We start from the raw sequence: 11902 nt of genomic DNA, 5'->3' as shown, positions 1-11902 counted from the left end.
TTACCCCTTCGCCGCACCCTCCGCGTTCGCGGCGCCTTGGCGTTACCCCTTCGCCGCACCCTCCGCGTTCGCGGCGCCTTGGCGTTACCCCTTCGCCGCACCCTCCGCGTTCGCGGCGCCTTAGCGTTACCTCTTCGCCGCACCCTCCGCGTTCGCGGCGCCTTGGCGTTACCCCTTCGCCGCACCCTCCACGTTCGCGGCGCCTTAGCGTTACCGCACTTTGCCTTCGCCCAGCGCAATGCCATCCGGGTGATGCGATTGTGGTATGATGAACTGCAACCTTAAATAACGAGAAGGATTCGCTACTATGTTCGACCTCGATCCTACCGTTGCCCTCCGCATGCTGGTCACTGAGGTGATGATAGTTACGACCGGCGAGGAGCTAGTTCACGGCGAACAACGCGCTTTTCGCTACCGTGGTCAGTTGTTACGCGAAGCGCAAGTAGCCCACGATGCGATTGTGACCCGTGCCCAAGCACTCGGTTATACACCATTGTTCCAAGCCGATCCGGCCGGCGCCGCTATTCTGTTTATTCCCACACCTCCCAAAGCGCCACCGTCGCGGCTCTGGTTAGCTGTGCTTCTGTTTGTCTTAACCGTCGCTTCGACAATGTTCGTCGGCGGGCAAGAGTACATCGAGAGCACAGGGCAAGTCGTCTTTAACTGGGGCTATGCACTTAGCTTTAGCGGTTCGTTATTGGCCATTCTGCTCGCTCACGAGATGGGGCACTTTATCGTTGCCCGCCGCGAGAAGGTAGCGGTGAGTTATCCCTTCTTTATCCCGATGCCGCTATTCCTTCTCGGTACGATGGGGGCCTTTATCGCCATCAAAGATCTCGTTCCCAATCGACGCTCACTGTTGGCAATCGGGATCGCCGGGCCATTAGCCGGCTTGATCGTAGCCATTCCTGTGCTTGCCATCGGCCTGAGCATCTCCGAAGTGAAGCAAGTTGTTCCGTTACCGGGCAGCTTTTCCGAAGGCAACTCATTGCTCTACGCAGCTATGAAAATTCTGATCTTTGGCCGCTTTTTGCCGAGCGGTGGTGAAGATGTCTATCTGCATCCGGTGGCACTGGCCGGCTGGGCCGGGTTACTGGTGACCGGTCTGAATCTGCTACCGGCCGGCCAACTCGACGGTGGTCATATCTTTTTTGCGTTGTTTGGCCCGCGTGCGGCCCGGATCATGAGTATGATCGTTGCCGTTGCCTTGCTCGGTTTGGGCTTTTTGTGGTCGGGATGGTTTATTTGGGCAGTGATGATTGCCCTGATCGGACAACAACGCAGCCCGCTGCGCAACGAGATTTCACCACTAGAGGGACCATGGCGCTGGTTGGCGTATCTTGGCCTCTTGACGTTTCTTCTGGTCTTTACACCCATTCCGATTACTGTCACAATGCCGTAACGCATAGGATCGTATCTCTGTGAAACTACACCGGAAGACCGCAGTATGAGAGTTTGTTGGGGAGGCTGTATGAAATTGTTGACGTACCGATACGACGGAGTTGAACGTGTAGGCGCGCTGCGCGGTGATGAGGTGATCGATCTATCGTCGGTGGCAGCATCAATGTTGGCGCTCATTGAGGGTGGACCGTTGCTGTTGGCCGAAGCGCGTAAGGTAGTAGAGGAAGCCGCCGGTGGTCCGGCATTGGCCGCCGTTGAGCTGCGCGCACCGATCCCTCGACCACGTAAGAACATCATCTGTCTGGGGATGAACTACGCTGCCCACGCAATCGAATCTTTGCGCGCGAAGGGATTGCCCGAAAAATTGCCGCAACATCCGGTTTTTTTCAGCAAGATGCCCACGGCTGTGAATCATCCGAATGCGCCGGTACCGCTGTTGGCGCACGTGTCAACGCAGCGCGACTGGGAGGTAGAACTGGCAGTGGTCATCGGACGACAGGGACGCGATATTCCGGCGAGCGAGGCTTACGAGTATGTGTTCGGCTATACCATTCTCAATGACGTGAGCGCACGTGATTTGCAGTCACGGCACCAACAGTTCTTCTACAGTAAGAGCCTCGACGGCAGCGCTCCAATGGGCCCGTGGATCGTTACTACCGATGAGATTCCCGATCCACACGTCCTTGGCATTCGCCTCCGCCTCAACGGAGCGTTGGTGCAGAACTCAGTGACCCGCGATATGATCTTCGATATTCCGACCTGTATTGCCACCTTTAGCCACGGTATTACGCTCGAACCCGGTGATATTATCGCTACCGGTACTCCCGCCGGTGTCGGTATGGGGATGACGCCGCAGCGTTGGCTGAAGGCTGGCGATGTGATGGAGGCCGAAATCGATGGCATCGGCGTATTGCGGAACGTCGTTGTGGAATAGACTTCGTCATACCCCATGTTGTCGCACAGCATTAGGGGCGGTTTTGGTCTCTCGCCCCTAATGAGCCAACTACCCTACACCAACACGCCCTAACCGACGACGCACAAACGGAAGCCGTTCGAGAACTTTGACCAGCGCATCTTTGATCAGCGTCATCTCTTCGTTCGGTAGCGCACGGAAGGCCAGTACCAACCCAATATAAACAACTGCACCAAGCGGCACACCGAGCAAGAAAAATGTAGTTGCACGCAGCCACCAAATCGCCGCAACCATCCCAATCCCGGCTACACCGGTCAATACTGCTACCCGCCAATTCTGCGCGCCGAGCGTTCCTTTCGGCAAGGTCATGATGGCAGCAACCAGAATACCCAGCTCGGTGATGGTGTAAGCCAACGCCCCTCCTAACGCACCATTATCAAATGCTTGATCTGTCCACGGCACCAACACAAAATCGAGCGGAAGGGTAGCCACCGTTGCGGCAATCATGATGATGTTCAGTACAGCCGTGCGCTCGGCAGCGATCAGTAACTGGCTCAACACCGTATTGAGATACGTACAGATCAGCACCAGACCCATCACGGCCAGCACCGCGCCGGTAGGCCGGAACGCTTCGCCGTAGAGGAGCAGCGCAATCGGTTCGGCCAGTGCCAACAATCCCAAGCCGATCGGCATACTCAGCGCCAGCATAATGTTGAAGATCGGGCGAACCGCTTGGCGCAAATAGTCTTGACCGGCGGCAAAACGTCGGGTCAGTGTAGGGAAGATCACGGTACCGATAGCAACCGGAAAAAACATCAGCGTACCGAAGAGATTGACCGCCGTACCATACCATCCTACCGCCTCTGTTGAGGCAAAAAGGGCAATAAATAGCCGGTCAACCTGTTGGTAAACCATCAAGGTCAAGGCCGTCACCAGATATTGTTTCGATTCAAGGAGCATCTGACGAGCAGCTACCAGATCAATACTCCAGCGTGGTTGGTGCTGGCGAAAGAGAAAGAAGGCATCGCCGAGAAACGCAACAAAGGCTGCTAACACGTTGGCCCAGCCGATCCAGATCACGTCAAACCCGGCAAAGAGCAGCGCGAGGCTAACGGCAGTCAACACCACCTTACTAATCACCGTCACTAAAGAAGCATAATGGGTTTGCTCGAGACCATTGAGTGCTGCGATCAAGCCGCCGCTGAGCACGGAAAAGAGGGTCATCAAACCGATAATCCAGATCAGCGCCGTTTGGGTGGGATCTGCCGAAATCACGGTTAGATCATACCCAAAGACCACCAAACAACTAACAGTCCACAACCCAACCCGCACCAGCATACTCGTCCCGATCAAAACACCGGTACGCTGCGGCTCACGGGCGACGGCTTTCATCAGGAACGTATCCATCCCAAACGTGATTAGCACACCGGCAATCATCCAGATCGAGAGCGCAATCGAAAGCTGTCCAATCGCAAGTGGTCCCAGAATACGGGGCTGAAAAATAGCCACCAGGAACGCCATCGCCCATGTCAGTAACTGGGCAGCCATCATTGCACTCGCATTGCGGGCCAGGCGCATTCCACTGATCGGTGGTGGAACCGAGTTAGTCGAGGCCTCAGTACTCACGGCAAAACTCCTCTCTGTGACCGATCACTGGATAACTGATCGAGTGGTACATAACAGCACGTAGTCCGATTCACCGGATAGTGCCAGCTCTTACTGAGGCCGACGAAGGGGTAATAGAGTTGGTCAAGACCGAGTAGTACTTTATCGCGACAATGCCATTTGATAATGCCCGACACAATCTGACGTAACCCTTGGCTCAAAAGCCACTCACCCAACAACACCAGCCCACCAAGATCACCACAGCGCACATATTTGCCGGCAATAGCGCCGGCACCAATCCCGTAGGAACGAAAACTCCGCCGCACCCCATGCCAACTTTGCCAATGGTGATGATATGCAACCGCTTGCGGTGTAAAGACAATCCAGCCACCAGCCTTGAGAGCGCGGTAGCCTAGATCACGCTCTTCCCACGCCCCCAGCGGCGCACCTGCCCCAATCAGCTCATCAAAACCGCCGAGCCGCTCAAATGCATCGCGCCGCATCCCCATGTTGTGGCCGTGACCGAAGCCCAAATTAAACCGATTGTTCCGAAACACGCGGCGCATCCCGTTGCACGTACCAAGTACTAACTCATCAGTATCGGTCAGGTGTGGCCCCGGCAGCACTGCACCAAATGCTAGCCAAACCTGTTCATCACGTAACTCGGCTACCAGACCACCGATCCAATCCGGATCGAGCACACAATCGTCGTTGGTGAACAGGATATACGGTGCGCTACCCATTGCCGCTCCGGCATTGCGCGTCGCCGAAATACCACATACTGGCCGTCGTAGATAGCGGATGCGCGGGTCGAGATCGGCGTGGCGGCGAACACACTCTTCCGTGCGGTTGTCTTCGCTCTGGTCAAGAACCCACAGGGTAAATAGGGGATACGTACTCTGGCGAATGCTGGCGATAGTAGCGTCGATTGCGGCGCCTCGCCCATAGGTCGAAATGACGACATCCACTGACGGCGTACTCATAGCCTTGCTACCTGCCTACTGCCATGGTCGTTGACGACAGCAGTGTACGCCCAAAAGCTTAAACTTCGCTGAAATGGGTATTACTCATAGTTAACGGGATCGTCACGTTCCTAAGCGGATCGTTTGATCGAAGGTTGACACATCAGTCGCTCAATCTCGCCGATCAAGTCGTCAGAATCGAACGGTTTGGTTAAGAAAGCGTTGACCCCAACACCGGCTGCCTTCACTTCATCCTGCTCTTTCGGGCTTGCGGTAATCATAATAATCGGCAATGTAGCGTAGCGCTCATCGGCACGGATCGCACGTACCAGTTCGATCCCGTCCATGCGCGGCATCGTCAAATCGGTTACAACGAGATCGACTGCAAACTGCTCAAGCCGGCGCAGCGCTTGTTCACCATCAGCAGCAGTGACCACCGTATAGCCATGCTGTTCAAGGACAAAACTCATAAGCCGATGGCTTGGCATGTAGTCATCCACGATCATAATCGTCGTCATGAGAGTTTGCTCCTTATGCAAGATGTTTCATCAGATGCCAGTGATTTCCATCAGTGCGTGATGTATAACTCACCCGATCCATCAAATGACGAATAAGAAACAGGCCATAACCGTGAATTTGTGCCTCGTTCAGATCAGGCTGTGGCACCGATTCGGGTTCAAACGTTTCGCCGGTATCGTACAAATCAATTTCTAGTCGCGGCGGCTGGGAATGGAGGGTGAGCGTGATGCGGATCCGCCCCTCACCGTCACGCCAATGCCGATAGGCATGACTGACAATATTGGTACAAACTTCGTGAGCTGCTAATTGCACATTATAGACTAGCGTCTCGTTGTGCACACCGATCTGCCGGAGCATTTCGGCAATTGTTTCGCTCAGCAAGCGCAGGTAGGCATAGCGAGCCGGCAAGTCGAGCCGGATTACTTCACTGTGTTGCAGGCTCACGGCTCCGCTCCTTTAAGCACAATAAGGGTCTGATCGTCATCTTGCGGATGACCGGCACTAAACCGATCGATAGCGCTGAACAGGCCGTCGGCAATCTCACGCGCCGATCGTTCGGCCAATTCATCAATTGCAATTAATAAACGCTCAATCCCGAACATTTCATCGTCTGCATTGCGTGCATCACTAAAGCCGTCGGTCGCAACCACAAGCAGATCACCCGGCCTGAGCGGCAGATAACGATTTTGAAAATGATTTACCGGCAAAATGCCTATCGCAGTGTTGTCGGCCAACAATAGTTCGGCGTTGCCACTGCGCGGACGGTAAATAACCGGAGCGTGACCAGCATTAGCGTATGCAATCTCTCGGTGTTCGGCTTCGTATTGTCCAACAAAAACGGTAGCAAAAACCCCAATCCGGGTAAAATCGTTGTAGAGGTCCTCGTTCGATTGTCGCATCACCGACGCCGGTGTCGGCGAAGGCATAAACTGCGCTTTACTATGTAATGCAGTGCGCGTCATTGACATCAACAGCGCCGCCGATACCCCTTTCCCACTCACATCACCAATCGTGAAAATGAACGGGTGATTGGGAACGGTTATGAAGTCGAAGAAATCACCACCGACCTGAAGCGCCGGTCGTGAATAGGCGTACAGGTCAAGACCGGGTACTTCGGGCAACGTCCGTGGCAAGAGATCGGTCTGCACCCGACGGGCCAGATCCATCTCGCTCCGCAGCCGCGCTTGCTCGATCATTTCCTGATAGAGCAAGATCCGCTCAATTTGAGCACTAGCTTGCTCGGCAATCGCCCGTCCCAACTTCAATTCTGGTGCGCCAAAATCACCACTCCGATCGATCAGGCCGATGCTCGCCATGATCATACCGCGTACCCGGATCGGAAGGAGTAAGAGATTGCGCACACCGGGTGGCCGTCGCAGATCGCCATCACTTTCATTCAATACGATGGGGCGATCTTCGGTTTGCAGTTGCCAATGTAACCGCCAAATACTCTCCGGACTCAAGCGTTGTGGCGATGATTGCACGAGCAACGGTTCACCGCCATTGGTCGGAACATACGTTGCAAACCCGGCCTGTGCTTTTACCATCCGCTTCGCTTCAACAATGACCGTATCGAGTGTCTCCCGGATTGTCACCAAATCACGCATGGCTTGGGTGAGCCGGTAGAGCGCCAACTGTTGATCTTGAGTGGCAACGAGATCGGCTGTCATACATTGCAATTCGTACTCAAGCTGCAAGATATAGCCGATCAGATTCGCTTCAGCTTGCAACCGGCGACGCGCAGCTTCATCGCGCAAACCGGTCAACCGCAACTCACCGGCGACCTCGCCGTATTGGTAAATGGGGGCCGTGATGTCGGGTGCCAAGAGCCGTTGCCCTGCCGGCCAATACGCTAATGCCCTGCCATTCGCATAAACGCCAAACGCCTGCGCACCATGTGCTAACCACGCCTCGGCAAGTGCTTGAATGCGGTCGTATTGCAGGCTGAGTAGAGGGATCAACATGGGCGCCTCATGCATTCAAAACGTTGAGCGCGTGTTCTGCATCAACAAAGATGTTAAACGCTTTATCGAGCCGTGTCAGTTCAAAAATCATGAGCACCGGACGACGCAAACCACACAGAGCAAACTCACCTTGCGCCTGTTGACACCGCTTCATCGCCGAGACTAAGGTCGCCAGCGCGGTTGAGTCAACGAAGGTCGTTTCCGAAAGATCGACCAGTACCCGTGCTCGGGGGGCAGTAGTCGCCTGTTCGAGCCAATGTTGCACCGGCGGCGCAGTATTGGCGTCAAACCGACCTTCAATCGCCAGTACCGATACATTGCCGACGGTTCGCGGCTTCATTTCCATGGTTGCCAATCCTCCTTTAGCGCAAACTAAAAAAACGCTCACCAACAGTTTATCACCGGCTTTGTGGTGGCGCGAGATCGGCGGTGAAAATCCGACCGCTTGTTCGCTTCGCCTTTACCCGACGGTACCATGCAATTGGAGTGCGGATCAACAGATTCAAATCACCTTGCCAGGTATGCGTTGCGCTGTAGTATACATCGGCTATAATCACTGCATCCAGATCATCATCGGCAGCTTGGAGATACCACAAACCGGTCACCCCGGGAACAATCTCGTGCCGCCGCTGCTGCCACTCTTCGCGCAACCGTTCAGCTTCTTGCAGGGTCAGTGGTTTGACCCCAACCAGTTGTAAATCACCCCGTACCACGTTCAACAATTCAGGCAAGCGGTGGAACTCATAGGCTTCTAACCAAGCCCCAAACCAGAGATACCGTCCATCGGGGTGACGAGTGCGCCATCGCCAGAGAGTGAAGGAACGCAAGGTCGTTTGGCCGTTTGGCAACATTACCCGTTCACCAACCCGCGGTATGCCTACCAGTGGCCGGCCACCACTACCAATAGTCGCCAATAACCCCGTCAGTAACCATAACGGGCTGAGCACGATCAGGGCAATCAGAGCGCCGATCCGATTGAGCGTGCCGGCCAGCCGTCCTATCCCGGCGGTAGCCGCCGATACCCGCCCGATCAAGAATGGATCGACGATGGCTGTCTGCTCACCGGTCTCCGGATCAATAATCATACCGGGATAGACGATCCGCTGATTGATATTGACCAACTGACCAACATAAGTATCGGCCCAAATCGTGCTCGCGGTGACCGTAGCTTCATCGTCGATCATGCACCCTGCACCAATGACCGTACCGGGACCGAGTTCTGCTTCACGCCCGACCCAACAGTTGTCACCAATGTAAAGCGGTGGTGCGATGCGGACACTAGGATGGATCGAGTCATTCCGCCCCACCCAAATCCCAGGTGCAATCTTACGCCCACCGATCGAAGGGTATCGGACCGTCTCGACCGGTCCATCGGTGATCGTCGGATCAAGGGCACGATAGGCACTGTAGAGAAAAACCTGTTGCGCTGCGTGGTAATCGGTTAGGGTATGCAAGGGATTCCAATAGCCCTGCAACAGAAAACTCTGTATCGGAATGTCTTGCTCAAGCAGACGTGGCAGGAGATCGGTGGCAATCCGATAGCGAGTACGCAATGGAATCTGGCTCAAGAGGGGCGGTTCAATAATATACGCCTCGGTCAAAGCTACGGCATGTGGTGCAGACGTATCGGGTAGGATGGCCTCAATCAAGCCATTGCCGGTTACAATCGCTCCCGGCGTTTTCCATTGCTTATGCGGAGCATGGGTAATGGCAGTGATCATTGCCCCACTCTGTCGATGATAGGTCAGTGCCTCCTCAATGGGCAAATCGATAATTGCGTGACCCGGTAGCACAAGACACGTCTCGTTAATCAACGACCCTACCCAACGTAACGCACCCCCATCGGCCCACGCTTCGTTGAGCGTCACGTATTCAATCTCCACCCCCCATCGTTTACCACTGCCAAACGCAGCCGTGATCGGCGCGCTCTGTTCGTATAAGGCTATCAGGATGCGCCTGACACCGGCACGCGCCAGTATCTCAACCGTTGTCGCCATCACCGGACGATCAACAATCGGGAGTAACACATTCGGCAAGACATCGGTCAGTGGGGCTAACCGCCGATCCTCTGCTGTCGCTATCAAGAGGGCCATTGTCATCGCTTTAAGCTCCTTCGGCAGCTACATGCGAAGTTACTACCGGTGCAGTGGTAGCCGCGCGAACATCAGGGAAAATGGCGAGTACCAGATCGAGTTTCACCAATTGCAGCGTGCGAAGAACATCTGGAGAACAACCGGCAATCCGTAAGGCACTCCCTTGCTCACGGGCGAGACGGTCAAGCTTCACGAGCGTAGCCATACCGGCGCTGGCCATAAACGTCGTCCCGCTGCAATCGATCACTACCCGTGCAGCTTTGTTCAAAGCTGCACTGACCTGTTCAAGCACGGTCGGTGCGGTTGTGGCGTCGAACAATCGTGGCGCCGGAATGATCGTCCAACCGTGATCGGAAGCCAGTACGGTGGGTACCGGCTGTTGTTGTTGAATAATCCACGCCGCGACCGACGGTAAATCAGGAAATTGCTCGAAAAAACGGTTCAGGTGGAGTAGGTCGAGAATGCGCAAAATTGGCTCCTGCACATTGAGGAAAAACAGATCTCCACCTTGGGTGCGCGCGCGTTTGGCGAGCGCAACCAACGCACCGAGCGCCGAGCTGTCGAGAAACTGCGTGGCACTGAGATCGAGGATCAGGTATGGACTGGTCTCGAGTAACTGATATGCGGCTTGGTTAAACGGCTCAAGATTACCGGCCTCAAGCCGTACACCCACGGCCAATACCGGCCACGGTACGGTAGGTGTCGGTGGTGCGGGCGGCTGCTCTGGTGCAGATGGTAACGCCACCGGGACCATGCTCAACGCCCGTCCACGCTGCATCGCCCACCACTGACGAGCAAAAAAGTATCCGAAATAGACAAAATCATGCACGTACCGTTTCCACAGTCGGCGCGGCTCTTGGATCAGCCGGTAGACCCATTCGAGACCACTACGCTGCATCCAAAGCGGCGCCCGTTTGGTCACGCCAACGATCATGTCAAACGTCCCGCCAACCCCGATAGCAATCGGCACCCGCAGCTCGTGTGCATACATGCGGATCCATTTCTCTTGCTTGGGATTACCAAACGCGACCAACAGGATATCGGGCTGAGCCGCTTTGACTGCTTCCACCACCGAACGATCCATCTCCAATACCGAACTCGGCGGTGGTGAGAGCACACCGGCCACGCGCAAACCGGGATAACGTTCTTGTAAAATTGCCGCGGCCTTGGCTGCCACTCCCTCACGAGCACCCAGGAAGAAGATGGAATACCCACGCTGCGCCGCCCGCTCGGCCAATGCCGGTACCATATCGGCACCGGTTACCCGCCCCGGCAACGGCCCACCGAGCAACCGCGAGGCCCATACCAACGGCATCCCATCGGCTGTGGCCATATCGGCCTCTTGCAGGATGCGCCGTAATTCGGGATCGTGTAGGGCATTTACGACAAAATCGGCATTAACCGTTGCAATCTGGTGAAGACGACCGGTTGAGCGACCGACAGCGATAAATTCATCACAGCGGTCGAGCGCCTCGGCCATAGTAAGGTTATCGATTGGCACACCGAGAATGACGAGAAGTTTGCGCATGGTGTATCCCTCGTCAGTATGCACCGCGGCCCAGTAAAACCGCCGGAATGGTGCGGAGCAAGATCTCGATGTCTTTCCAGATACTTTGCTCGGCGATGTATTGCAGATCAAGTTCAACCCACCGCTTGAAGTCAAGATCACTGCGCCCCGATACCTGCTGCAAGCCGGTAATGCCGGGAATAGCGTGGAGACGGCCAATCTGCTCGTAGGTGTATTTTGCGACTTCGCTCGGCAGTGCCGGTCGCGGTCCTACGAGGCTCATTTCGCCTTTCAAGACGTTAAAGAGCTGGGGTAGCTCATCGATACTCAACTTGCGGATCACACGCCCAACCCGCGTGACCCGTGGATCGCACTTCATTTTGAACACCGGCCCATCGGCTTCGTTCTTCGCTTGCAATTCTTTCAGGCGTTGTTCGGCATCGACATACATCGAACGAAACTTATAACAATAGAAATGTTCACCGTCTTTCCCGACCCGCACCTGTTTGAAGATGACCGGACCCGGTGATTCAAGTTTGATGGCTATCGCGGTTATCACCATAATCGGCGCCGAAAGGACGAGTGCCACTATAGCGACCGAAATATCTAACACACGCTTAAGCCGAGCCAATAGCTTAGTACGAATAACCCAGAGCGATAATGTGAAACGTAAGCGCTGGTTAGCGCGTGTGCGCTGAAATCGCCGTTCGGCAAAGATGATCAGCATACGCTGACTTTTCCGATCAAGCGGTTCTTGCGAAGGTTTAATCGCGCTCATAGCTAAGTTCCCCTCATGCCTTGCTCACCTGTACTATACATCAACAAGCGAACAAAAATCTTACATTGATTGACCGAACAGTGACGAATATGTCACTGGCTACCGAATCGTTTGAGGCAGTGTGCGTTACGAACATCTCCAACAGTATCAGATGTTTACT

12 protein-coding genes are annotated in these 11902 nt (G+C 55.0%); 3 read left to right on the top strand and 9 right to left on the bottom strand.

Going from position 1 to position 11902, the window contains the following annotated elements; genetic code table 11:
* The 3 genes from AC01ZF_RS02030 to AC01ZF_RS02020 form a co-directional block, all read left to right on the top strand.
* Nucleotides 1-285 (top strand): hypothetical protein (locus AC01ZF_RS02030; RefSeq protein ID WP_476575071.1); only part of this gene is annotated, 285 nt, incomplete at its 5' end.
* A gap of 22 nt (nucleotides 286-307) precedes the next feature.
* Complete coding sequence (locus tag AC01ZF_RS02025) at nucleotides 308-1402, top strand: site-2 protease family protein (protein ID WP_424676033.1); 1095 nt, start codon at nucleotides 308-310, stop codon at nucleotides 1400-1402.
* Nucleotides 1403-1471: 69 nt separating this feature from the next.
* Complete coding sequence (locus AC01ZF_RS02020; protein ID WP_424676032.1) at nucleotides 1472-2335, top strand: fumarylacetoacetate hydrolase family protein; 864 nt, start codon at nucleotides 1472-1474, stop codon at nucleotides 2333-2335.
* Between the two features lie 69 nt (nucleotides 2336-2404).
* Here the strand turns inward: AC01ZF_RS02020 and AC01ZF_RS02015 are convergent, their stop codons facing one another.
* The 9 genes from AC01ZF_RS02015 to AC01ZF_RS01975 all read right to left on the bottom strand — a co-directional run bounded on the left by AC01ZF_RS02015 (nucleotide 2405) and on the right by AC01ZF_RS01975 (nucleotide 11742).
* On the bottom strand, nucleotides 2405-3940 hold the full coding sequence (locus AC01ZF_RS02015; protein WP_428131078.1) for a flippase: 1536 nt from the start codon (nucleotides 3938-3940) through the stop codon (nucleotides 2405-2407).
* Complete coding sequence (locus tag AC01ZF_RS02010; protein ID WP_424676030.1) at nucleotides 3937-4902, bottom strand: glycosyltransferase family 2 protein; 966 nt, start codon at nucleotides 4900-4902, stop codon at nucleotides 3937-3939. Before AC01ZF_RS02010 ends, AC01ZF_RS02015 begins: the two co-directional genes overlap by 4 nt.
* Nucleotides 4903-5012: 110 nt before the next feature.
* Nucleotides 5013-5399: a response regulator gene (locus tag AC01ZF_RS02005; protein WP_424676029.1), complete on the bottom strand. Its 387-nt coding sequence runs from the start codon at nucleotides 5397-5399 to the stop codon at nucleotides 5013-5015.
* 13 nt (nucleotides 5400-5412) lie between these two features.
* Nucleotides 5413-5844, bottom strand: a complete 432-nt coding sequence (locus AC01ZF_RS02000; RefSeq protein ID WP_424676028.1) for an ATP-binding protein — start codon at nucleotides 5842-5844, stop codon at nucleotides 5413-5415.
* Nucleotides 5841-7364 carry a PP2C family protein-serine/threonine phosphatase gene (locus AC01ZF_RS01995; RefSeq protein WP_424676027.1) on the bottom strand — a complete coding sequence of 508 codons (1524 nt, stop codon included), beginning with the start codon at nucleotides 7362-7364 and terminating at the stop codon, nucleotides 5841-5843. The genes AC01ZF_RS02000 and AC01ZF_RS01995 overlap by 4 nt, the downstream gene beginning before the upstream one ends.
* A gap of 7 nt (nucleotides 7365-7371) precedes the next feature.
* On the bottom strand, nucleotides 7372-7710 hold the full coding sequence (locus AC01ZF_RS01990) for an STAS domain-containing protein (RefSeq protein ID WP_428112791.1): 339 nt from the start codon (nucleotides 7708-7710) through the stop codon (nucleotides 7372-7374).
* A 52-nt stretch (nucleotides 7711-7762) separates the two neighbouring features.
* A complete protein-coding gene (locus AC01ZF_RS01985; protein ID WP_424676025.1) occupies nucleotides 7763-9463 on the bottom strand; it encodes a sugar transferase in 1701 nt (566 codons plus the stop codon).
* Between the two features lie 4 nt (nucleotides 9464-9467).
* The gene (locus tag AC01ZF_RS01980; RefSeq protein ID WP_424676024.1) at nucleotides 9468-10985 is read right to left on the bottom strand and encodes a WecB/TagA/CpsF family glycosyltransferase; all 1518 of its coding nucleotides are present in this window, start codon (nucleotides 10983-10985) and stop codon (nucleotides 9468-9470) included.
* 13 nt (nucleotides 10986-10998) lie between these two features.
* On the bottom strand, nucleotides 10999-11742 hold the full coding sequence (locus AC01ZF_RS01975; RefSeq protein WP_424676023.1) for an exopolysaccharide biosynthesis polyprenyl glycosylphosphotransferase: 744 nt from the start codon (nucleotides 11740-11742) through the stop codon (nucleotides 10999-11001).
* Nucleotides 11743-11902: the final 160 nt, after the last annotated feature.

It is taken from the genome of Chloroflexus sp. (assembly GCF_056331925.1).
This window is presented reverse-complemented; position numbering and strand designations above follow the sequence as displayed.

Bases quoted from the DNA above. Each gene is read 5' to 3' on its own strand.
- AC01ZF_RS02025 (WP_424676033.1), top strand. From the start codon at position 308: ATGTTCGACCTCGATCCTACCGTTGCCCTCCGCATGCTGGTCACTGAG.
- AC01ZF_RS02020 (WP_424676032.1), top strand. From the start codon at position 1,472: ATGAAATTGTTGACGTACCGATACGACGGAGTTGAACGTGTAGGCGCG.
- AC01ZF_RS02010 (WP_424676030.1), bottom strand. From the start codon at position 4,902: ATGAGTACGCCGTCAGTGGATGTCGTCATTTCGACCTATGGGCGAGGC.
- AC01ZF_RS02005 (WP_424676029.1), bottom strand. From the start codon at position 5,399: ATGACGACGATTATGATCGTGGATGACTACATGCCAAGCCATCGGCTT.
- AC01ZF_RS01995 (WP_424676027.1), bottom strand. From the start codon at position 7,364: ATGTTGATCCCTCTACTCAGCCTGCAATACGACCGCATTCAAGCACTT.
- AC01ZF_RS01990 (WP_428112791.1), bottom strand. From the start codon at position 7,710: ATGGAAATGAAGCCGCGAACCGTCGGCAATGTATCGGTACTGGCGATT.
- AC01ZF_RS01985 (WP_424676025.1), bottom strand. From the start codon at position 9,463: ATGACAATGGCCCTCTTGATAGCGACAGCAGAGGATCGGCGGTTAGCC.
- AC01ZF_RS01980 (WP_424676024.1), bottom strand. From the start codon at position 10,985: ATGCGCAAACTTCTCGTCATTCTCGGTGTGCCAATCGATAACCTTACT.
- AC01ZF_RS01975 (WP_424676023.1), bottom strand. From the start codon at position 11,742: ATGAGCGCGATTAAACCTTCGCAAGAACCGCTTGATCGGAAAAGTCAG.